Consider the following 20,249-nt stretch of genomic DNA (forward strand, 5'->3'; position numbering starts at 1 on the left):
TCAAGCCGGCCGCCCGACCTCGTAGTTGCCGTCAGCGCTCGTGATCTTGACCGGGACCGCCACCTCGTCGCCGTCGACCATCGCCGTGCACTGGAACGTGGCGTCCGGCACGACCTGCTGCCCGTCCGGGCACGTGACGGACTCGACCTCCAGGCCGTAGTCCTGCGAGAGCACCTGCTCCACGCCGGTCTGCACCGCGGCGGCGTCGAGCACGCGCGTGGTGAAGAACCCGGGGCTCACGAAGCCGAGCACCCCGACCACGAGGAGCACGACCACCGCCACGCCTGCCCCGATGATCAGCGGCATCTTGCTCTTCGCGCCATCCGCCGCCGGTGCGTCCTGCGAGGCCGGGAACCCGGGCTGCCACTGCTGCTGCGCGTCCGGGCGGCCGCCGCCCCACTGCGGGGCCTGCGGCTGGGCGCCGGGCTGCCCCCAGCCGCCCTGCTGCGGCGGCGCCCACGGCGACTGCTGGCCCGCCTGCTGCTGGCCGAACGGCGCCTGCCCGTAGGGCTGCTGGCCCGGCTGTCCGTACGGCGACTGCCCGAACGGCTGCGGCGCCTGTCCCGGCTGGGGCTGGCCCGCCTGGCCGGGCTGACCAGGCGCCGGTTGCCCCGGCTGGGCCTGGGGCTGTCCTGGCTGGCCCTGGCTGGACTGGGCCTGCCCCTGCTGGGGCTGTTGCCCGAACTGCGGCTGACCGAACACCTGCGTGGGCTGCTGGCCGTACGCCTGCCCCGGGGCGCCGTAGGGCTGCCCCTGGGGCGGCTGGCCGTACGCTGGCGGTTGCGCCGCCCCGTACGGGCCCTGCTGGGCGGCATAGGGCTGCTGCCCCGGCTGGGCGTACGGCGAGCCCTGCTGGCCGGGCTGCGCCTGCTGGGGCTGGGTGTGCTGGACCGGCTGGCCCGGGTACTGCTGGCCGGGCTGCTCCGGTCCCGGCTGCCCAGGCTGTCCCTGCTGACTCGGCTGGGCCGGCTGTCCCTGCCCGGGCTGGGCGGGCTGCTGCTGCTGCGACTGCGGTGCCTGGGCGGGCATGCCCGGATGGCTCGACTGGCCGGACGGGCCGGCCTGGCCCGGCTGGCCGGGTTGGCTCGACTGCCCCGGCTGACCGGGCTGACCCGGCTGGGCGCCGTAGTGCTGCTCGGGCGACACGTACGGCGGCGCGGCCTGGGTCTGGTCGGCGGCCCCCCAGAGGGACTGCTGGTTGAGCTGCGGAGCCGGCTGCTGCGCAGGTGCCTGGGCGGGTTCGTCCTGCGCCGCGCTCTGGGTGGGGACGAGTGTGGTGGCGGGCTCCGCGGGGTCGTCGTCCACCTGCTGCTGCTCCGGCGCAGCGTCCTCGGGCCCGGGCTCCTGCCTCGAATCTGGCCGGGACTCGGGCTCGGGCTGCTCCGGTCCGCGTTCGGAGGCGGGCGCCGAACCGGACCCCGAACCGGACTCCGACTTGGGCGTGAACAGGTCGACCCCGCCGTCGGCCTGGGCCGGCGGCTCCGGCGAGCCGGAGGGCTCCTGCCGGGGCACCTCGCTCGTTTCGGGCGAGTTCCACCCGTGCTGCGGGACGGCGCGGGTCTCCTCGCCAGGCCGCTGCTGCCCCTCCGGCGGGGCCCCCCACCCGCCGTTCGGCTGCTGCGGCGCCCCGTGCGGCGGCTGCGGTCCCTGTGGCGTACTCATCGCGGGCCTTCCCCCTGGAGACGTGCGGTCGGGCGATCAAAGCACAGGGTCGAAAACGCGCACAGAGCCGGTCGCCCCTCGGGGCCGGTCATTCCGTACCCACCGCGACCACGCCACGACGGATCGTCGCGATCGCCGAGGCAGCGGCCCTGCCGACGCCGCTGTCGCGGCCGGCGACGCCCACCACCTGGTCGAGCAGGTCGAGGACCTGGCGGCACCAGCGCACGAAGTCGCCGGCCGAGAGCTCCACGCCGTTCTGCTCGGCGGCGGTGAGCACGGCCGCGAGCGACTCGCCGCGCGCCCAGCGGTGCATCGGCCACGCGAAGCCCAGGTCGGGCTCGCGGGTGCGCTCGACCCGGTGCCTGCGCTCGTCGCCCTCGAGCTCCGCCCACAGCTGCACCGTGGCGGCGAGCGCGTCGGACACAGCGCCGGACGGCACGCGCGGCATCGGGCCGTGGTCGCGGCGCGACTCGTAGACCAGGGCCGACACGACGGCGGCCAACTCGGCCGGCTCGAGGCCCTCCCACGCGCCGTGGCGCAGGCACTCGGCGGTGAGCAGGTCCGACTCGCCCCACAGCCGCGCGAGGCGCTCGCCGTGCTCGGTGACCTGCTCCCCGTCGAGGTAGCCGCGCTCGCCGAGCAGCGCCCGGATCCGGTCGAACGCGCGGGCGAGGGAGTGGGTGGTGGCCCGCACCTTCTGTCGCAGCTGCTCGGTGTCGCGCTCCAGCCGGGCGTACCGGTCGGCCCAGCGGGCGTGCGCCTCCCGGTCGCTGCAGCCGTGGCAGGGGTGGGCGCGCAAGGCCCGGCGCAGCGTGGCGAGCTCCGGGTCGTCGACGGCGCCGCCGCGGGAGCGGCGCCGCTCGGTGGGGGGCGCGACGATGCCGGTGTTGCGCAGCGAGGAGGCGAGGTCGCGCCGCACCCGGGGGACGCGGTGGTCCACGCGCTTGGGCAGTCGCATGCGGCCCAGCGGCTCGACGGGCGCGGGGAAGTCGGCGGCCGAGAGCCGCCCCGCCCAGCGGTCCTCGTTGAGCACGAGCGGGCGCGGGTCGCCGTCGGAGCCGATGCCGGGGTCGAGCACCACGGCGAGGCCGGCGCGGCGCCCGCCGGGCACGGCGATGACGTCCCCGGGGCGCAGCGCGCGCAGCGAGTCGGCGGCGGCCTCGCGCCGCTCGGCCACACCTTGGCGCGACAGCGCCTTCTCGCGCTCGGTCACGCGCCTGCGCAGGGCGGCGTACTCGCGGAAGTCGCCGAGGTGGCACGCGAGGGACTTCTCGTACCCGGCGAGCGCCTCGACGTTGCGCTCGATCCGGCGGGCGAGGCCCACCACCGAACGGTCGGCCTGGAACTGCCCGAACGACAGCTCGAGCAGCTCGCGCGCGGCGTCGGTGCCGAGCCTGCCGACGAGGTTGACGGCCATGTTGTAGCCGGGCCGGAACGAGCTGCGCAGCGGGTAGGTGCGGGTGGAGGCGAGCCCGGCGACCTGCTCGGGGTCCACCCCGGGCTGCCAGACGACCACCGCGTGGCCCTCGACGTCGATGCCGCGCCGCCCGGCCCGGCCCGTCAGCTGGGTGTACTCGCCGGGCGTGAGCTCGGCGTGGGACTCCCCGTTGAACTTGACCAGCCGCTCCAGCACGACGGTGCGGGCCGGCATGTTGATGCCCAGCGCAAGGGTCTCCGTGGCGAACACCGCGCGCACCAGCCCACGGACGAACAGCTCCTCGACCGTCTCCTTGAACGCGGGCAGCATCCCGGCGTGGTGGGCGGCGATGCCGCGTTCGAGGGCCTCGCGCCACTCCCAGTAGCCCAGCACGCCCAGGTCGGCCTGGGGCAACTCGGCGGTGCGCCGGTCGACCGTGCGGCGGATCTCGGCGGCCTCGTCCTCGGTGGTGAGCCGCAGCCCGGACCGCACGCACTGGCCGACGGCGGCGTCGCAGCCCGCGCGGCTGAACACGAAGGTGATGGCCGGGAGCAGGCCGGCGCGGTCGAGCCGGTCGATCACGGTGGTGCGCGACGGCGGGCGGAAGCCGCTGCGCCGCGGCGGGCCGGTGCGCCCGCGCCCGCGGCCGCCGCGGTCCCACTGGGTCATGGAGCTCTGCCGGTCGAGCTCGCGGGTGTGGCGGACGAGGTCGGGGTCGACCTGCAGCTCGCCCTCCGCGGTCTCCCCGCCGAACAGGTCGAGCAGCCGGTTGCCCACCATCATGTGCTGCCACAGCGGCACCGGGCGGTGCTCGTCGACCACCACGGTGGTGTCGCCGCGCACGGTGACCAGCCAGTCGCCGAACTCCTCGGCGTTGCTCACGGTGGCCGACAGGCTCACCAGCGAGACGTGGTCGGGCAGCTGGAGGATGACCTCCTCCCACACCGCGCCGCGGAACCGGTCGGCGAGGTAGTGCACCTCGTCCATCACCACGTAGCCGAGGTGCTCGAGCTGCCGGGACTCCGCGTAGATCATGTTGCGCAGCACCTCGGTGGTCATCACGACCACCTGCGCGTCGCCGTTGATCGCCTGGTCGCCGGTGAGCAGGCCCACGGCCGCGGCGCCGTGCCGCTCGACCAGGTCGCCGTACTTCTGGTTCGACAGCGCCTTGATCGGCGTCGTGTAGAAGCACTTCAGGCCCTGCGCGAGCGCGAGGTGCACGGCGAACTCGCCCACCACGGTCTTGCCCGCGCCCGTCGGGGCGCAGACGAGCACCCCGTGGCCGTCCTCCAGGGCGGCACAGGCGGTGTGCTGGAAACCGTCGAGCTCGAACGGGAGCGTCTGCACGAACTCGGTGAGCCGGGGACGTGCGGCGCGGCTCCGGGCGGCGGCGTACGCCTCCGCCGGAGCAGGCTGGCTGCTTGCCACGATCTCCAGGTTTCCACATGCCCGCCGGGGGGACCCGCGGTGGCCGCCCCGGGGTGTCACGATTCACCGATGAGTGCCTCGTTGTCCGATACCGCCCCGGCCTTCGTGGAGATCGCGCACCGCATCGTCTGGGCCACCGTCGCCACCGTCGACGCGCAGGGCCGCCCCTGGACCCGCGTGTTGCACCCCGTGTGGGAGTGGGACGGTGAGCGCCTCACCGGGTGGGTCGCACCAGCCCGACCCCGACGAAGCGGGCGCACCTCGCCGCGCACCCGTACGTCTCGGTGACCTACTGGGACGCCTCGCACGACACGGTCTCGGCGCACTGCCACGCGTCCCTGCACACCGACGACGACACCTGCACCGAGCTCTGGGAGCGCTTCGCCGCCGCCCCCGAGCCCGTCGGCTACGACCCGGCGATCATCCACGCCTGGAAGGACGGGCCGCGCAGCCCCGCTTTCGCCGCGCTGCGGCTGGACCCGTGGCGGGTGCGGGTCCAGCCGGCGCCGGTGCTGCTGGCGGGCAAGGTCGAGCTGGTGCTCGACTGGCGCCCCTGACGGCGATTCAGGCATAGGTGGGTTCCAGCGCCACCCCCAGCTGCATGTGGGTCTGCGCCTGCGGGTGACGGCCCAGGCGTTGCAGGGTGCGGCCGAGCAGCACGTGGGCGTACGCGTCGGTGGGATGGCCGGCCACGAGCTCCTCGAGCGCGATGCGGGCCCGTTCCAGCTGGGCGGAGGCGTACCAGGCGCGGGCGGCCAGCATGCGCACCGCGTGGTCGTCGCCGTGCTCGGCGAGCAACGGCCCCAGCAGTTCGAGCGCACCGAGCGGGTCGCGCTGCTCGAGCAGCGACTCGGCCCACCGGTAGCGCTCGACCTCGGCGGGCACGGGACGCCGCGCGTCGCCTCCGGCGAGGAAGTCGCGGATCACCTCCGGCGGCTGGGCGCCCGCCAGTGCCCGATCGCCGGCGACGAGGGTGGGCGAGGTCCGGATGCCGCGCGCCCGGCCCTCCAGCAGGAGCTCGCGCACCCGCTGCTCGCCCGCCGGCCCGGCGAGCAGCGCGGGGCCCTCGGGGAAGACGTCCCCGACGGCACCGGCGAGCACCTCCCGGTCGCTGATGTCCACGGCGTCGACGAAGTGGGCCCGCAGCAGCGCCTCCACCACCGCGTCCTGCACGCCCGCCGGTTCGGCGAGCGCGATCAGGCGGTGCGCGTCGTGGCTGCTCGCGCGCCAGGCGGCACCCCACGGCGGGCCGAGACCCTCGCGCGCGGCGATCCCGGCGACCCGCAGCCGGTTCTGCGCCGGCGTGAGGTCGGGTGCGCAGACGCGCAGGGCGTCCTCGACGAGCGGGTCGCTCAGCGCTCCCGCCAGCGGCTCGGCGGGCACGGGCGCGGCCGGGTCGATCCGGTAGGGCCGCCACCGGACCTCGACCGGCTCCCCGAGCGCGGCCACCGCGCGCTCGAGCCTGCGCTTCCCGATGTACGCCCAGGGGCACACGACATCGGCCCAGACCTCGATTCGCATGCCGGCCACGTTACACAACACATGTCGTCTAAACGACACATGTCGTAGAGTGCGTGCATGCCTGCCGACGACCCTCGGGCCCGCCGCACCCGCGCGAGCCTGCGCGCCGCCGCGCTCGCACTGGCCGGCGAAGGCGAGCCGGCCACGCTCACGCTGTCGGCCGTCGCCCAACGGGCCGGGGTCAACCGGGCCACCGTCTACCTGCACTACCCCGACCTCGACGCGCTGTTCGCCGACGCCATGGAGGACGCCGTGGCCACCGTGGCGGGAGCAGCGGCCCTGTGCCCGCTCGACGCACCCCGCGGCGGTGCGCCCGCTCCGCTGGTCGACCTGTTCGAGCACGTGTGCGCCCACGCCGACCTCTACCGCCGGATGCTCGGGCCGCAGGGCAGCGCGCGGTTCGCCACCCGCCTGCGGGAGGCTCTCACCGAGGCGCTGGTGGAGCGCTTCTCCGCGGGCGCCCGCCCATCCGCGGACGGCATCCCCCTCCCCGTGCACGCCGCGTACCTCGCGGGCGCGCTGGCGGGCGTGATCGCACACTGCGCGGCCGACGGCACCCGGTCGGCCGCGTCCACCGCCACGGCCACGTGGCACCTGCTCACCGCCACCCCCGGAACGCCCTGAGCAGCGGCGGTGCCGCGAACCCGCCATGCTCGGCGCACTCCGGTGGGGAGGTGCCATGGCGGAACCCGGTGTCCTCGACCTGGTCCTCCTCGGCGCCGCCGTTCTCGTCGGCGCGGGCACCCAGCGGATCAGCGGGCTGGGCTTCTCCCTGGTCAGCGCCCCGTTTCTGGTGCTGCTCCTCGGCCCGTTCACCGGTGTGCTGCTCGCCAACACGCTGAGCCTCGCCACCAACGTGATCGTGCTGGGGCAGACCTGGCGGGCGGTCGACGTGCGCAAGGCCGTGCTGCTGGCCCTGCCCGCGGTGGTGGCCGTCGTGCCCGGGGCCTGGGTGGTGCGGGCCCTGCCCGCCCCGCTGCTCGCGCTCACGACGGGTGGGCTCGTGCTCGTGGCGCTCCTCGCGGTGCTCGCCACCGAGCGCGCCCGGGTGCTGCACGGCACCGCCGGCGCGGTCGTCGCGGGCGCCGCGTCCGGCTTCATGAACGTGACCGCGGGCGTCGGCGGCCCGGCCATCGGCCTCTACGGCCTGTCGACGGCCTGGACGGGGCGCTCGTTCGTCGCCACGCTCCAGCTCTACTTCCTGCTGCTCAACGGCGCGTCGGTGGCGGCGAAGGGCTGGCCCGCGCTCACCCCGGCCACGTGGGTGGTGGCCGTCGGCTCGCTCGCCGCGGGTGCGGTGTCCGGGCACCACCTCGCCCGCCACGTGTCCGCCGAGCGCGCCCGCGTGCTCGTGGCGGGCCTGGCCGTGCTGGGCTCCGCGGCGATCGTGGCCCAGGCGCTCGTCGAGCTGTTCGGCCCCGGGTGACCGGGCGGGTCAGGTCACGTCGTCGAGGCGGCGGCTGTCGCCCTGGGCGGGCGTCGGGTCGAGCGCGCCGGGGGTGGTGTCGATCGCGCTGGGAGCGGTGTCGATGGCGCTCGGGCTGGTGTCGATCGGGCTCGGGGCGTCGGGGTCCCAGTCGTCCCAGCCCTCGGCGGCGCGGCGGCGTGCCCGGCGCCGGTCGTTGACGCGCGTGATCTGGATGGCCAGCTCGAACAGCAGCACCAGCGCGATGGCGAGGGCGATCATCGAGATCGGGTCCTGGCCGGGGGTGGCGATCGCGGCGAACACGAACAGCCCGAAGACCAGCCCGCGCCGCCAGGCCTTGAGCTGGTCGTAGCTGACGACGCCCGCGACGTTGAGCATCACGACGAGCAACGGGAGCTCGAAGCTGACCCCGAAGATCAGCAACAGGGCGATGACGAACGAGAAGTACTGGTCGCCCGACAGCGCGGTGGTCTGGATCTCCGAGCCGATCGTGAGCAGGAAGGCCAGGCCCTGGGTGATCACCGCGTAGGCCAGCACGGCGCCCGCCACGAACAGCACCGAGGCCACGGACACGAACGACAGCGCGTGGCGCCGCTCGTGTGCGTGCAGCCCCGGCACGATGAACGCCCAGACCTGGTAGAGCCACACCGGGCAGGCGAGCACCACACCCGCGGTGGCGCCGACCTTGAGGCGGAGTGCGAACTGGTCGAACGGACCGGTGCCCAGCAGCGTGCACGACCCGTCGGCCGTGAAGACCGCGCGCGACGAGTCCGGCAGGGCGCAGTAGGGCGCCTTCAGCACGTCACCGAGGCTCGGCAGGCCGAAGAACGGCACGGCGAACCAGATGTAGCCGAAGATCGTGGTGATGACGATCGCGATCAGCGCGATCGTGAGCCGGTTGCGCAGCTCGTACAGGTGCTCGACGAGGGACATCGTCCCGTCGGGGTTCTGCGCGCGCTTGCGCTTCCAGGGTGGGGAGAGTCTTGCCACCGCAGCGAACTACTTGGCGCCGCTGCTCGGGGGGGTCGTTCGGGTGCCGTTGGTGGCTCCCTGGGCACCCTGCGGGGCGTCGGCGACCGGCGGCAGCGCCGCGGGAGCGTCGTCGGCCTTGTCGGTCTGCCCCGACGCCTGCTCGTCGGCCTTGCCCGCCTTGCCGGCCTCCTCGTCGCTCTTGAGGCCCTTCATCTCGCCCTTGAACACTCGGGCCGACTGACCGATGGACCGCGCCATGTCAGGAAGCCGCTTCGCGCCGAAGAGGAGCAGCAGCACGGCTATGATGATCAGCCATTCCCAGCCACCCGGCACCATGAATCCGTCCTTCCGCTGACGTCAGGTCGCACGCAGTCTACGCGCTCGGGTGACGGGCCCGTCCGGCCCGCGCCGCCACTTCGCCGCGCAGGTCCCGCAGGGTGGCCGCCCGCTCCTGCACGGCCGCGCGCAGCGCCGACCGCGCCTTCGCGAACCGGCGCACGCGGGACAGCAGCCAGGCACCCACGAGCACCAGCAGCACCACCCCGACCCCGACGACGACCAGCGCGATCACCCGAACCCCTCCCTGCTCGCTGCGGACCGTACCGCCCCCCGAGCCGGAAGAACTCTTCCTCGACCCCCGGCGCGCCGGTGGGCACCGTCGTGCCCGCGAGTGGACGTGCCGGGCGGCCAGGTCGACCGGCACCCGAGGAGGGAGACCGGGAATGACACGCACGACGCGCCGCGCCCGCACCACCGCGGTGACCGCACCGTTGACTGCCCTGGCGACCGCGCTGGTGTCGGCCGCGATCTCGGTGGCGGTCGCGCCTGCGGCACATGCCGCCCCCACTGCCGGGCCGGTTCCTGCGCAGGAGGGCAGGCGCTGCTTCGAGGCCTCGGGCACCCACCACGCGAAGACCCTGGTGGGGAACACCTTCTACAAGTTCACGCACAGCCTCTCGTGGTGCACCGACGGCACCCACGTGGTGAGCGTCGACGACCGCGAGCACCGGTTCACCGAGGCCTCCGCATTCGCCACCTTCGAGTCCGTGATCGAGGACTCGGTCAGCCGCACCCCGGCCCGCGAGGTCACCAGCATCAAGAAGGCCAGGGTCGACAACTGCGTGCCCGGCCAGGGCTGCATCAGCTCCAAGTACCCCTTCGTGCGGCTGACGCTGCGCGCGGACGGCACGGCGGTGCCCACGACCGGCGAGTCGGAGTCGTAGACCGGCGGCCCGTCACACGTCCCCGGCGGCCAGCGCCTCCTGCGCCCGCCGGGCGACGGCGGCCACCAGCTCCGGCGGCTCGAGCAGCCGCACCCCGCCACCGAGGCCCAGCACCAGCCGCACCAGCCAGGCCGGGTCGGCGTAGCGCAGCCGCACCCGCAGCCGCTCGTCGCCGAGCTCCACGACCTCGTCCACCGGGTAGTACTCGGCCACCCAGCGGGCCTCGCGCTCCAGCTGCAGCACCGCGGAGCGGTGTTCCGCGCTCGGGCGGAACAGGCCCTCCGACACGTCCGTGGGCTCGGCATCGGGCGGCGGCGCCGCGGGCTCGTCGAGCACGGCGACGTCCTCGACCCGGTCGAGCCGGAACAGCCGCACCCCCTCGGCGCGGCGGCACCACGCCTCCAGGTAGGCGCGGCCGTCGACGATGAGCAGGCGCATCGGGTCGATCGTGCGCTGGGAGACCGCGTCGCGCCCGGCCGTGTAGTAGACGATCCGCAGGGCCCGCCCGCCCGCGAGCGCCTCGCGCACCGCAGCGGTGGTGGCCGCCTCCTCCCGTGAAGGAGCGTCCATCGCCACGCCCGCGAGCCCCGCGTCACCCACCGCGCGCTCCACCTTCGCCGCCGCGCGCCGCACCGCCTCGGTGTCGGCAACGCCCGGCACGTCCGCGAGCGTGCGCAGCGCCATCAGCAGCGCCGTCGCCTCCGCGGTGGTGAGCCGCAACGGGCGGCGCATCCCGGCGTCGTGGGTGACGGTGACCGTGTCGCCGGAGAACGACAGGTCCACCAGGTCGCCGGGCCCGTAGCCGGGCAGCCCGCACATCCACAGCAGCTCCAGGTCGCGGCGCAGCTGCTTCTCCGAGATCCCGAAGTCGGCCGCCGCCTCCGCCACCGGGACGCCCGGTCGCGCCAGCAGGTAGGGCACGAGCGACAGGAGCCGCGGCAGCCGCTCGGTGGCGCCGCCGGCGCTCACACCGCCCCCGACGGGGACGCCGCCCGCGCGGCCTCCGAGGTGGCGTGCGCCGCCGACGACGCCGCCCACGTGGCACGCACGGCGGCGGCGAGCCGCGGCGGGCCGAGCACGGCGACGTCCGGACCGTGCCCGGCCACCCAGCGGGCCAGGGTCTCCACGGTGCGCAGCTCCAGCTCGATCTCGTCGCCGTCCCGTCCGCCGTGGACGTGCCTGCCGACGACCCGGCCGAGGCGGCGCAGGCCGTGGGCGCGGCCGTCGGCCACCCAGACGCGGGCGGTGTCGGTGGCGGGCGGCGGGTCGACGCCCTGGCGGACCATGCCCATCAGGTCGACGTCCGCGGGCACCTGCACGGCACCGGCCGGCCCGATCGGGGTGACGGGCTCCAGGATGCGCGAGACGCGGAAGCAGCGGGGCGCGGCGCGGTCGCGGTCGTAGCAGCACAGGTACCAGCGCCCCCGCCAGGACACGACGCCCCAGGGCTCCACGGTGCGCCGCTGGATCGGGCCGCCCACCCCGCCGCGGCGGTAGTCGAACGTGACGGCCCGCCCGGCCTGCACGGCGGCGAGCAGCGGCGCGAACGCCGGGTCGGGGGCGCGCACCCGCGGCTGCACCCGCCCCTGCTCCTCGTCGACCTCGACGCCCGCGGCCCGCAGCTTGACCAGCGCGCCGTGGGCGGGCATGGCGAGCTCGGGCGAGTCCCACAGCCGCGCCGCCAGCGCGACGGCCGCGGCCTCATCGGGTTCGAGGTCGATGTCGCCGAGCTCGTAGTCCTGGCGGGCGATGCGGTAGCCGTCGACGGTGTCGAAGCTCGACAGCCTGCCCGTCTCCAGCGGCACGCCGAGCTCGCGCAGCTCGGCCTTGTCACGCTCGAACATCCGGAAGAAGGCCTCGTCGCCCCGGGCGTCGGCGTACCCGGGCACGATCTGGCGGATCCGCTCCGCCGTGAGGTACTGCCGGGTGGACAGCAGGCAGAGAACCAGGTTCACCAGCCGCTCGGCCCGGGCAGAGGACACCTCGGCATCGTACGACCGGCGGGCGGTTCGCCGTGGCCGACCGGCCGGACCCGTCCCCGTGAGTGGATACGAGTGCTCCAGCACTCGTATCCACTCACGGGGGGCGAAGCCCCTAGAGCGAGGCGATCAGACGCTCCACCCGCTCGTCGACGGCCCGGAACGGGTCCTTGCACAGCACGGTGCGTTGGGCCTGGTCGTTGAGCTTGAGGTGCACCCAGTCGACGGTGAAGTCGCGGCCCGCGGCCTGGGCGGCGGCGATGAAGTCGCCGCGCAGCTTCGCCCGGGTGGTCTGGGGCGGGGTGTCCTTGGCGGCCTCGATCTCGCCGTCGTCGGTGACGCGGTCGACCATGCCCTTGCGCTGCAGCAGGTCGAACAGGCCACGGCCGCGGCGGATGTCGTGGTAGGCGAGGTCGAGCTGTGCGACCCGGGGGCTGGCGAGGTCGAGGTCGTTGCGCTCCCGGTACCGCTCGACGAGCCGGTGCTTGATGGCCCAGTCGATCTCGCGGTCGATGAGCGAGAGGTTCTGGCTCTCGACGGCGTCGAGCGCGCGGCCCCACAGGTCGAGCACGCGCGCGATCGTGGGGTCGGCGCTGCCGCGCGTGCGGACGTGCTCCACGGCCTTGGCGTGGTACTCGCGCTGGATGTCCAGCGCACTCGCCTCGCGCCCGCCCGCGAGGCGCACGGTGCGCCTGCCGGTGAGGTCGTGGCTGATCTCGCGGATGGCGCGGATCGGGTTGTCGAGGGTGAAGTCGCGGAACTGCACGCCCGCCTCGATCATCTCCAGCACGAGCGTGGCCGACCCGACCTTGAGCAGGGTGGTGACCTCGGACATGTTGGAGTCGCCCACGATGACGTGCAGGCGGCGGTAGCGCTCGGCGTCGGCGTGCGGCTCGTCGCGGGTGTTGATGATGGGCCGCGACCGGGTGGTGGCGCTGGAGACGCCCTCCCAGATGTGCTCCGCACGCTGCGAGAGGCAGTAGACGGCGCCCCGCGGGGTCTGCAGCACCTTGCCCGCCCCGCAGATCAGCTGGCGGGTGACGAGGAAGGGCAGCAGCACGTCGGCGATCCGCGAGAACTCCCCTGCCCGGGCGACCAGGTAGTTCTCGTGGCAGCCGTAGGAGTTGCCCGCCGAGTCGGTGTTGTTCTTGAACAGGTAGATGTCGCCGCCGATGCCCTCGTCGACCAGCCGGCGTTCGGCGTCGACGAGGAGGTCCTCGAGGATCCGCTCCCCCGCCTTGTCGTGCGACACGAGCTGGGCGAGCGAATCGCACTCGGCCGTGGCGTACTCGGGGTGGCTGCCCACGTCGAGGTAGAGGCGGGCGCCGTTGCGCAGGAACACGTTCGAGGAACGGCCCCACGAGACGACCCTGCGAAACAGGTAACGCGCAACTTCGTCGGGCGACAGGCGCCGCTGCCCGTGGAAGGTGCACGTGACCCCGAACTCGGTCTCGACGCCGTAGATCCGCCGCTGCATCCGGCAAGCGTAAGCGGAGAGAGGCGACTCGTGTTACGACTGCGACCGACTGGTTCGTCTCGTGTCGTTCCTGCGGGGGCCACGGCTGGGCCGGGTGCGTAGGGTCGGCGCGTGCTCCAGTGGATCCTGCGCGCCGCCGACAGGACGGTCGACGTCGATCGCGCCGTGACGCGCAGGGTGTCGGCGCTGGCGCCGAGCCCGTTCGACACCGCGATGAAGACGGCCTCGACCACCGCCAACCACAGCATCGTGTGGTTCGTCATCGCGGCCGTGCTCGCGGCCCGCCGCGGCGCGGGCCGCAAGGGTGCCGCGCGCGGTGTGCTGGCCATCGCCGCCGCGAGCGCCACCGCCAACGGCGTGCTCAAACCGCTGCTGCCGCGCCGGCGTCCCCCCGCGGCCGAGCTGCCCGCCTACCAGACCCTGTCCAACCCGCCGACCTCGTCGTCCTTCCCGTCCGGGCACGCCGCGTCCGCTGCCGCGTTCGCCACGGCCGTGGCGATGGAGAGCCCGAAGCTCGGGTTGTCCCTCGCGCCGCTGGCGGCGTCGGTGGCCTACTCGCGGGTGCACGTCGGCGTGCACTGGGCCTCCGACGTGGCGGCGGGCGCCGCGGTCGGCAGCGCGATCGCGCTCGCCACCCACCGCTGGTGGCCCGTCCGGCGCTCCGACGAGGCGCGGGCGCGTCCGCTGGGCGCCGTGCCCGCGCTGCCCGACGGCGAGGGCCTGGTGCTGGTGTCCAACCAGCGCTCCGGCGACCCGGGCTACGACCCGGCGGCCGACTTGGAGAAGGCGCTGCCGAAGGCCGTGGTGCTGCGCTCCGAGCCCGACGTCGACATCGACGACCAGCTCGAGGCCGCCGTCGCCGAGCGCGACGGGTGGGTGCGTGCGATCGGCGTCGCGGGCGGTGACGGGTCGGTGGCCGCGGCCGCCACCGTGGCGGGCCGGCGGGGCCTGCCGCTCGTGGTGGTGCCCACCGGCACGCTCAACCACTTCGCCCGCGACGTGGGCGTGTACGACATGCAGGAGGCGGTGGACGCCACCGGCGCCGGCGAGGCAGTGGCCGTCGACCTGGGGGTGGTGGACGTCCACCCGGGCCACGGCGGCGACCCGAAGAGCCCCGCGGTGATGCGGCAGCGCTACTTCCTCAACACCGCGAGCCTCGGCTCCTACCCCGACCTGGTGCGGCTGCGGGAGAAGTGGGAGGGCCGGTTCGGGAAGTGGCCCGCGTTCGCCGCCGCGCTGGTGGTGGTGCTGCGCCGCGCCGAGCCGGTGCGGATCCGGGTGGACGGGCGCTGGCTCTCGGTCTGGCTCCTGTTCGTGGGCAACGGGCCCTACCACCCGCGCGGCATGGTGCCCGCGTGGCGGCCGTCGCTGGACTCCGGTCTCCTCGACGTCCGGTGGCTGCGCGCCGACGTCCGGTTCTCCCGGCTGCGGGCGGTGGCCGCGCTCGTGCTGGGCGCGCTCGGCCACAGCCGCGTCTACCACCAGCGCGAGGTCGGCGAGCTCGACGTCGAGCTGGCCGTGCCGGGCATGCTCGCCACCGACGGTGAGGTCGTCGAAGAGGCCGGGCGCTTCACCTTCCGGGTGGCCGAGCGGCCGGTGCCGGTCTACCGCAGGCACGAGGACAACTGGCGGGGCCGCGACCGCCCCTACCTGGGATGAGGACCGCAGCGATGATGAGGAGCGCGGGGCTGATCGCACTGGTGATCGCGCCGCTGACCATCTCGATTTCCGCGCCGGTGTCGGTCGCCGCCGTCCCCGAGACCGCTGCCGAGCCCTCGGCCGCGACGGTGGCCGAGGTCGTGCAGGCACGCGTCGGGGCCACCCGGCTGCCCGGGGTGGCCGTGGCCGTGGTGCACGACGGCCGGGTGGTGCACGTCGCCGGGTACGGGCACGGCCCGGGCGGCGAGCCGGTGGACGAGAACACCCCGATGCGGCTCGGCGGGGCGTCGGAGTCGTTCACCGCCACCGCGCTGGCGCAGCTCGCCGGGCCCGGCTTCGTCCCGCTGGACGATCCCGTGGTCGCGCACCTGCCCGAGTTCACCACGGCCGACCCGCGGTCCGCGCGGATCACGGTGCGCCAGCTGCTGGACCACACCTCCGGCCTGCCCGCCACCGTCCCCGCCGGGGAGCCGAGGTCGCTGGAGGAGGCCGTCGCCGGGCTGCGCGACGTCACGCTCGTGGCGGAGCCCGGGGAGCGGCGCGTGCGCAGCGAGGCCGGCTACCAGGTGGCCGCCCGGCTGCTGGAGGTGCGCACGAAGCGGCCGTTCGCCGAGTCCCTCCACGACCGCGTGCTGTTCCAGACCGGCATGCTCGACACCGCCGCGACCGCGGGCACCCGCGACCCGGTGCCGGGCCTCGTCGACGGGCACGACCGGTTCCTGGGCCTCAGCCGTGCCCAGCAGGAGCCCGACCGGTTCGTGAACGGGTCGGGCGGCATCGTCGCCCCGGCGCAGGACGTGGCCACCTGGCTGGGGTTCAACGCCGGGTACGGCCTGCGCACCGTGCTGGCGGGCGACGGGCTGCGCGAGGTGCAGCGGCTGGGGTGGGAGGACCGCTCCGGCGGCGCGGGCCCGCCCGAGCTGTGGTTGCGCGGGCGCACGGCCACGTCGTCGGCCACGCTCGTGCTCCTGCCCGACACCCGCTACGGCGTGGCGGTGCTCGCCAACAGCCGCGAGCCCCTCGACGCCGGCACCGGGGCCGGCCCGAGCGAGGTCGACGCCCTGGCCGCCGACCTGGTGGCCCTCACCCGGGGCGACACGCCCGCCGCACCGGGCCCGCCGATCGCGTTCCTCGCCGAGCTGCTCCTCGTGGCGGTCGCGATGACCGCGATGCTCGTGGCCGCCGTGGCGCTGCTGCGGTCCGGGAGGTGGGCGCGCAGGTTCGCGGGCGGCGGGCTCACGCCACCGCTGCTGCGGCTCCTGCCGTACCTGCTCCCGCTGGTGCTGCTGGCGTTCCTGCCGCGCCTCGCTGCTCCGCTCGTCGGTGGTGGCACGTTCGCCGACCTCGCCGAGGTCTGGCTGACGGCGCTCGTCGCCGCGGAGGTGGTGGCGGCATGCGGGCTGGTGGTGGCGGCCGCCCGTCTGCGCGCGCTCGTGCGTGTCAGCCCCCGTACGGCACGGTGAGCACCTCGAGGTTGTGCCCCTCCGGCGAGTCGAAGTAGAGCCCGCGACCGCCGTCGTTGGTGTTGAAGCCGGGCGTGCGCCGCCCGGGATCGGCCCAGGTCGGCAGCCCGCGCTCGCGCAGCCGCGCCGCGACGGCGTCGAACTCGGCCTCGCTGATCAGGAACGCGTAGTGCTGCGCGGCCACCTCCCCCTCGACCTCGAGGAAGTCGAGGCTCACCCCGTTGGCCAGCTCGACCACCGCGAACGGGCCGAAGGTCCCCGGCTCGGGCAGGCCGAGCACGTCGGCGACGAACCGGGCCTCGGCCTGCTTGTCGTGGGTGGAGACGATGGTGTGGTTCAGCTCGACGGACATGCGCCCAGCATGGAACCTCGAGCCCGCTTCAGGTCAAGAGCCGGATTCGCCGTTCACCGCGCCGCTGCCGGCCGGGGCGTCGTCGCCGCCCTTCTCCTCCCGCGGCCCACCGCTCACGGCCCGGTTGGCCTCCGGGAGCAGGTCGCGCAGCACGGTGCCGGTGATGCGGCGGAAGGTGCGGCGCGGCCGGTTGCGGTCGAGCACCGCCACCTCCAGCGCGCCCACCCCGAGCACCTCGTGGGCACCCCCGTTGGACGCGGTGCCCGACTGCAGCGCCTCCACGGCGATCGCGATGGCCTCGCCCAGCTCGAGCCCGCTGCGGTAGGTCTCCTTGAGCTTGGCGCTGATCGGCTCGGTGGTGCCGCCCATCACCACGAACTGCGGCTCGTCGGTGATGGAGCCGTCGTAGGTGATGCGGTACAGCTGGTCGGTGCCCGGGTCGGTGCCGACCTCGGCCAGGCACAGCTCCACCTCGTAGGGCTTCTGCTGCTCCACGAACGAGGTGCCCAGCAGCTGGGCGTAGCCGTTGGCGAGCCCGCGCCCGGTGACGTCGCGGCGGTCGTAGGTGTAGCCGCGCAGGTCGGCGTGCCGGATGCCCGCGGTGCGCAGGTTGTCGAACTCGTTGTAGCGGCCCACCGCGGCGAACCCGATGCGGTCGTAGATCTCCGAGACCTTGTGCAGCGCCGTGGAGCGGTTCTCCGCGACGAACAGCACGCCGCCGGTGTAGGTGAGCACGACGACGCTGCGGCCGCGGGCGATGCCCTTGCGCGCCAGCTCCGAGCGGTCGCGCAGGAGCTGGTCGACCGACGAGTAGAACGGCATCGTCACGGGAGGAACTCCTGGTGGGTGGAGGGGGAGCGGGTCACGGGGCCGACGTCGGTCATCCGCCGGGGTTCTCGGTGCGGGCCGCGACCACGTCACGCACGACCGCCTCGATCTCCTCCTCGGGCCGGCGCACGGCACCGTCCGCGCCGGTGATGCTGACGACCACGGGGAAGATCCGCCGCGTGAGGTCGGGGCCGCCGGTGGCCGTGTCGTCGTCGGCGGCGTCGTAGAGCGCCTCCACGGCGGTGCGCACGGCCCCGGGGAGGTCGGCGCCCGGGTCGTGGCGCTTCTTCAGCGCCGACTTCGCGAACACCGAGCCCGAGCCGATCGCGTGGTAGCCCAGCAGCTCGTCGTAGCGGCCGCCCGCGGCGTCGTAGGTGACGATGCGGCCCGCCTTCGCCGGCTCGGCGTCGGTGTCGTAGCCGACGAGGATCGGGATCACCACGAACCCCTGCATGGCCGCGGCGAGGTTGGCCTGGACCATCCCCGCGAGCTTGTTGGCCTTGCCGTCCAGCGACAGCGGCACGCCCTCGGTCTTCTCGTAGTGCTCCAGGTCGACCGAGTACAGGCGCACCATCTGCAGGCCGTTGCCCGCCGTGCCGGCGAACCCGACCGCCGAGTACGAGTCGGTGATGAACACCTTCTCGATGTCGCGCTGCGCGATCACGTTGCCCTGGGTGGCCCGCCGGTCACCGGCGATCACCACGCCCTCGGAGAACGTGAGCGCGACGATCGTGGTGCCGTGCGGCACGTCGAGACCGCCCGCCGACGCCGGTGCCGCCGCCTGAGCGCCCGGCGGCACCCGGCCGGGCAACAGGTGGGGCGCGGTGGCGGCGACGAAGTCGGTGAACGACGTGGCGCCGGGGGCGAGGTACGCGCCCAGGCCGGTAGGCACGCCCAGGGGCGGACGCTCGGGGAACGTCATGGTCGGGTGAAGGCCTCTCTCCGGTGCGTGCGGGTGGGGGTGCCTGGGCGCAGGGTGCGGCTACTCGCCGCCCTTCTGCACGTAGGCCCGGACGAAGTCCTCGGCGTTCTCCTCGAGCACGTCGTCGATCTCGTCGAGGATCGTGTCCACGTCCTCGCCGAGCTTCTCACGCCGCTCCTGGCCTGCCGCAGCGGCGTCGGCGCCCTCGTCGTCGTCGCCTCCGCCACCGCCCTGGCGCTTGGTCTGCTCCTGAGACATGCGATCCTCCTCGCGCCCTGATGGGTGTAGGTGAACACTACCCAGCAGATCGGCGACACGCCCGGGATTGTGGCCGGGCCGGTGGGCGCGTCACCGTCGTGCCGCACTCAGCCGCGGGTGAGCTCCTCCACGAGCTCCTCGGCGGTGCGGGATCGATCAAGCAGCTCCCCGACGTGGCGGCGGGTGCCCCGCAGGGGCTCCAGCGTGGGGATCCGCACCAGCGACTCGCGGCCCAGGTCGAAGATGACCGAGTCCCACGACGCGGCCGCCACCTCGGACGGGTAGCGCTCCAGGCAGCGCCCGCGGAAGTAGGCCCGGGTGTCGTCCGGCGGCCGGTGCATCGCCGCCACCACGTCGTCCTCGGACACCAGCCGCTTCAGCGACCCGCGGGTGACGAGCCGGTTGTACAGGCCCTTGGCCAGGCGCACGTCGCTGTACTGCAGGTCGACCAGCGCGAGGCGACCGGAGTTCCAGTTCAGCCCGTCGCGCTCGCGGTAGCCCTCGAGCAGCCGCAGCTTCGCGGTCCAGTCGAGCCGGTCGGCCGTGCTCATCGGGTCGCGCGCGAGGTCGTCGAGGACCTCGCCCCACAGCGTGAGCACCTCGGCGGTGGCCTCGTCGACGTCGGCGCCCATGGTGTTCTCGACGTGCTTGCGCGCCTTCTCGAAGTAGGCGCGCTGCACGTCGAGGGCGGTCAGCTTCCGCCCGTCGGTGAGCTCCACCAGCGTCTTGAGCGAGGGGTCGTGGCTGATGCGGTGCACCGAGCGCACCGGCTCCGCGAGGCGCAGCTCGTCGAACCGCACCCCGGACTCGATCATGTCCAGAACGAGCGCCGTGGTGCCCGTCTTGAGCAGAGTGGAGTACTCGCTCATGTTGGCGTCGCCGATGATGACGTGCAGCCTGCGGTACTTGTCGGCGTCGGCGTGCGGCTCGTCGCGGGTGTTGATGATGCCGCGCTTGAGCGTGGTCTCCAGCCCGACCTCGACCTCGATGTAGTCGCTGCGCTGGGCGATCTGGTAGCCGGCCTCGTCGCCGGTGGCCCCCAGCCCGACCCGCCCCGCACCGCAGATGACCTGGCGCGTGACGAAGAACGGCACCAGCCCGGCCACGATCGACGGGAACGTGGTCTGGCGCGACATCAGGTAGTTCTCGTGCGAGCCGTAGCTCGCACCCTTGCCGTCGACGTTGTTCTTGTACAGCTGGATGCGCGGCGCCCCGGGCACGGTGGCGGCCCGCTCCGCGGCCTCCTCCATCACCCGCTCCCCCGCCTTGTCCCAGATCACCACGTCACGCGGGGTGGTGACCTCCGGCGTGGAGAACTCCGGGTGGGCGTGGTCGACGTAGAGCCTGGCCCCGTTGGTGAGGATGACGTTGGCGGCGCCCAGGTCGTCCAGTTCGGACTCGGCCGGGTTGTGCATCGTGGGCGCCGACAGGTCGAAGCCGCGGGCGTCCCGCAGCGGCGACTCCACCTCGTAGTCCCAGCGGGCCCGCCGGGAACGCGGGATGTCGGCGGCCGCCGCGTAGGCGAGCACCACCTGCGTGGAGGTGATCACGGGGTTCGCGGTGGGGTCGCCCGGGACCGAGATCCCGTACTCGACCTCCGTGCCCATGATGCGGCGGGCGGTCACGAGACGGCCTCGACGACGTGCGGACTCATGCCCCGAG

At 74.3% G+C, this 20,249-nt stretch carries 20 protein-coding genes; 6 read left to right on the top strand and 14 right to left on the bottom strand.

Annotated features, from left to right (window positions below):
* Entirely contained in the window at positions 1-1,662 is a 1,662-nt protein-coding gene (locus ACFPL3_RS33005; RefSeq protein ID WP_343942737.1) for a DUF4333 domain-containing protein, read from the bottom strand.
* 88 nt (positions 1,663-1,750) lie between these two features.
* Complete coding sequence (locus tag ACFPL3_RS33010) at positions 1,751-4,510, bottom strand: DEAD/DEAH box helicase (protein ID WP_343942775.1); 2,760 nt, start codon at positions 4,508-4,510, stop codon at positions 1,751-1,753.
* A 218-nt stretch (positions 4,511-4,728) separates the two neighbouring features.
* Here ACFPL3_RS33010 and ACFPL3_RS33015 point away from each other — a divergent pair, with 218 nt between their 5' ends.
* Positions 4,729-5,064 (top strand): pyridoxamine 5'-phosphate oxidase family protein, encoded by a 336-nt coding sequence (locus ACFPL3_RS33015; protein ID WP_343942738.1) that lies wholly within the window; start codon positions 4,729-4,731, stop codon positions 5,062-5,064.
* Positions 5,065-5,071: 7 nt separating this feature from the next.
* On the opposite strand, the gene ACFPL3_RS33020 is transcribed toward ACFPL3_RS33015, so the two are convergent.
* Positions 5,072-6,028, bottom strand: a complete 957-nt coding sequence (locus ACFPL3_RS33020; RefSeq protein ID WP_343942739.1) for a DsbA family oxidoreductase — start codon at positions 6,026-6,028, stop codon at positions 5,072-5,074.
* Between the two features lie 57 nt (positions 6,029-6,085).
* On the opposite strand from ACFPL3_RS33020, the gene ACFPL3_RS33025 reads away from it, so the two are divergent.
* Together ACFPL3_RS33025 and ACFPL3_RS33030 are read left to right on the top strand one after the other, a co-directional pair.
* Entirely contained in the window at positions 6,086-6,652 is a 567-nt protein-coding gene (locus ACFPL3_RS33025; RefSeq protein WP_343942740.1) for a TetR/AcrR family transcriptional regulator, read from the top strand.
* A 55-nt stretch (positions 6,653-6,707) separates the two neighbouring features.
* Entirely contained in the window at positions 6,708-7,454 is a 747-nt protein-coding gene (locus tag ACFPL3_RS33030) for a TSUP family transporter (protein WP_343942741.1), read from the top strand.
* 9 nt (positions 7,455-7,463) lie between these two features.
* Here the strand turns inward: ACFPL3_RS33030 and tatC are convergent, their stop codons facing one another.
* From tatC to ACFPL3_RS33045, 3 genes are read right to left on the bottom strand one after another with little or no spacing between them, the layout of a single operon-like run.
* Entirely contained in the window at positions 7,464-8,444 is a 981-nt protein-coding gene (tatC, locus tag ACFPL3_RS33035) for a twin-arginine translocase subunit TatC (RefSeq protein WP_343942742.1), read from the bottom strand.
* Between the two features lie 9 nt (positions 8,445-8,453).
* Positions 8,454-8,762 carry a Sec-independent protein translocase subunit TatA gene (gene tatA, locus ACFPL3_RS33040; RefSeq protein WP_343942743.1) on the bottom strand — a complete coding sequence of 103 codons (309 nt, stop codon included), beginning with the start codon at positions 8,760-8,762 and terminating at the stop codon, positions 8,454-8,456.
* A 37-nt stretch (positions 8,763-8,799) separates the two neighbouring features.
* Positions 8,800-8,997: a hypothetical protein gene (locus ACFPL3_RS33045; RefSeq protein ID WP_343942744.1), complete on the bottom strand. Its 198-nt coding sequence runs from the start codon at positions 8,995-8,997 to the stop codon at positions 8,800-8,802.
* Between the two features lie 151 nt (positions 8,998-9,148).
* On the opposite strand from ACFPL3_RS33045, the gene ACFPL3_RS33050 reads away from it, so the two are divergent.
* The gene (locus tag ACFPL3_RS33050; protein WP_343942745.1) at positions 9,149-9,649 is read left to right on the top strand and encodes a hypothetical protein; all 501 of its coding nucleotides are present in this window, start codon (positions 9,149-9,151) and stop codon (positions 9,647-9,649) included.
* Between the two features lie 12 nt (positions 9,650-9,661).
* Here the strand turns inward: ACFPL3_RS33050 and ACFPL3_RS33055 are convergent, their stop codons facing one another.
* The 3 genes from ACFPL3_RS33055 to pafA all read right to left on the bottom strand — a co-directional run bounded on the left by ACFPL3_RS33055 (position 9,662) and on the right by pafA (position 13,105).
* Positions 9,662-10,618 (bottom strand): helix-turn-helix transcriptional regulator, encoded by a 957-nt coding sequence (locus ACFPL3_RS33055; RefSeq protein WP_379590083.1) that lies wholly within the window; start codon positions 10,616-10,618, stop codon positions 9,662-9,664.
* Positions 10,615-11,631 carry a helix-turn-helix transcriptional regulator gene (locus tag ACFPL3_RS33060; RefSeq protein WP_379590085.1) on the bottom strand — a complete coding sequence of 339 codons (1,017 nt, stop codon included), beginning with the start codon at positions 11,629-11,631 and terminating at the stop codon, positions 10,615-10,617. Before ACFPL3_RS33060 ends, ACFPL3_RS33055 begins: the two co-directional genes overlap by 4 nt.
* Positions 11,632-11,743: 112 nt before the next feature.
* A complete protein-coding gene (gene pafA / locus ACFPL3_RS33065; protein WP_343942748.1) occupies positions 11,744-13,105 on the bottom strand; it encodes a Pup--protein ligase in 1,362 nt (453 codons plus the stop codon).
* 111 nt (positions 13,106-13,216) lie between these two features.
* Between pafA and ACFPL3_RS33070 the strand changes: the two genes are divergently transcribed.
* Positions 13,217-14,764 (top strand): bifunctional phosphatase PAP2/diacylglycerol kinase family protein, encoded by a 1,548-nt coding sequence (locus tag ACFPL3_RS33070; RefSeq protein ID WP_379590087.1) that lies wholly within the window; start codon positions 13,217-13,219, stop codon positions 14,762-14,764.
* A gap of 11 nt (positions 14,765-14,775) precedes the next feature.
* Positions 14,776-16,227, top strand: coding sequence for a serine hydrolase domain-containing protein (locus tag ACFPL3_RS33075; RefSeq protein WP_343942751.1), 1,452 nt, complete (start codon positions 14,776-14,778; stop codon positions 16,225-16,227).
* On the opposite strand, the gene ACFPL3_RS33080 is transcribed toward ACFPL3_RS33075, so the two are convergent.
* The 5 genes from ACFPL3_RS33080 to dop form a co-directional block, all read right to left on the bottom strand.
* A complete protein-coding gene (locus ACFPL3_RS33080) occupies positions 16,205-16,579 on the bottom strand; it encodes a VOC family protein (RefSeq protein WP_343942752.1) in 375 nt (124 codons plus the stop codon). The genes ACFPL3_RS33075 and ACFPL3_RS33080 overlap by 23 nt on opposite strands.
* 33 nt (positions 16,580-16,612) lie before the next feature.
* Positions 16,613-17,407 (bottom strand): proteasome subunit alpha, encoded by a 795-nt coding sequence (gene prcA / locus ACFPL3_RS33085; protein ID WP_343942753.1) that lies wholly within the window; start codon positions 17,405-17,407, stop codon positions 16,613-16,615.
* Between the two features lie 52 nt (positions 17,408-17,459).
* A complete protein-coding gene (gene prcB / locus ACFPL3_RS33090; RefSeq protein WP_343942754.1) occupies positions 17,460-18,329 on the bottom strand; it encodes a proteasome subunit beta in 870 nt (289 codons plus the stop codon).
* A gap of 60 nt (positions 18,330-18,389) precedes the next feature.
* A complete protein-coding gene (locus ACFPL3_RS33095) occupies positions 18,390-18,587 on the bottom strand; it encodes a ubiquitin-like protein Pup (RefSeq protein WP_141276402.1) in 198 nt (65 codons plus the stop codon).
* Between the two features lie 107 nt (positions 18,588-18,694).
* The gene (gene dop / locus ACFPL3_RS33100; RefSeq protein ID WP_343942776.1) at positions 18,695-20,194 is read right to left on the bottom strand and encodes a depupylase/deamidase Dop; all 1,500 of its coding nucleotides are present in this window, start codon (positions 20,192-20,194) and stop codon (positions 18,695-18,697) included.
* Positions 20,195-20,249 lie beyond the last annotated feature (55 nt).

It is taken from the genome of Pseudonocardia zijingensis (assembly GCF_042657305.1).
Classification (GTDB): domain Bacteria; phylum Actinomycetota; class Actinomycetes; order Mycobacteriales; family Pseudonocardiaceae; genus Pseudonocardia; species Pseudonocardia zijingensis.

Excerpts from the sequence above, each read along its gene's own strand:
- ACFPL3_RS33080 (WP_343942752.1), bottom strand. The coding sequence starts at position 16,579 with ATGTCCGTCGAGCTGAACCACACCATCGTCTCCACCCACGACAAGCAG.
- dop (WP_343942776.1), bottom strand. The coding sequence starts at position 20,194 with ATGGGCACGGAGGTCGAGTACGGGATCTCGGTCCCGGGCGACCCCACC.
- ACFPL3_RS33005 (WP_343942737.1), bottom strand. The coding sequence starts at position 1,662 with ATGAGTACGCCACAGGGACCGCAGCCGCCGCACGGGGCGCCGCAGCAG.
- ACFPL3_RS33075 (WP_343942751.1), top strand. The coding sequence starts at position 14,776 with ATGATGAGGAGCGCGGGGCTGATCGCACTGGTGATCGCGCCGCTGACC.
- tatA (WP_343942743.1), bottom strand. The coding sequence starts at position 8,762 with ATGGTGCCGGGTGGCTGGGAATGGCTGATCATCATAGCCGTGCTGCTG.
- ACFPL3_RS33050 (WP_343942745.1), top strand. The coding sequence starts at position 9,149 with ATGACACGCACGACGCGCCGCGCCCGCACCACCGCGGTGACCGCACCG.
- ACFPL3_RS33095 (WP_141276402.1), bottom strand. The coding sequence starts at position 18,587 with ATGTCTCAGGAGCAGACCAAGCGCCAGGGCGGTGGCGGAGGCGACGAC.
- ACFPL3_RS33025 (WP_343942740.1), top strand. The coding sequence starts at position 6,086 with ATGCCTGCCGACGACCCTCGGGCCCGCCGCACCCGCGCGAGCCTGCGC.
- ACFPL3_RS33030 (WP_343942741.1), top strand. The coding sequence starts at position 6,708 with ATGGCGGAACCCGGTGTCCTCGACCTGGTCCTCCTCGGCGCCGCCGTT.
- pafA (WP_343942748.1), bottom strand. The coding sequence starts at position 13,105 with ATGCAGCGGCGGATCTACGGCGTCGAGACCGAGTTCGGGGTCACGTGC.
- ACFPL3_RS33020 (WP_343942739.1), bottom strand. The coding sequence starts at position 6,028 with ATGCGAATCGAGGTCTGGGCCGATGTCGTGTGCCCCTGGGCGTACATC.
- prcB (WP_343942754.1), bottom strand. The coding sequence starts at position 18,329 with ATGACGTTCCCCGAGCGTCCGCCCCTGGGCGTGCCTACCGGCCTGGGC.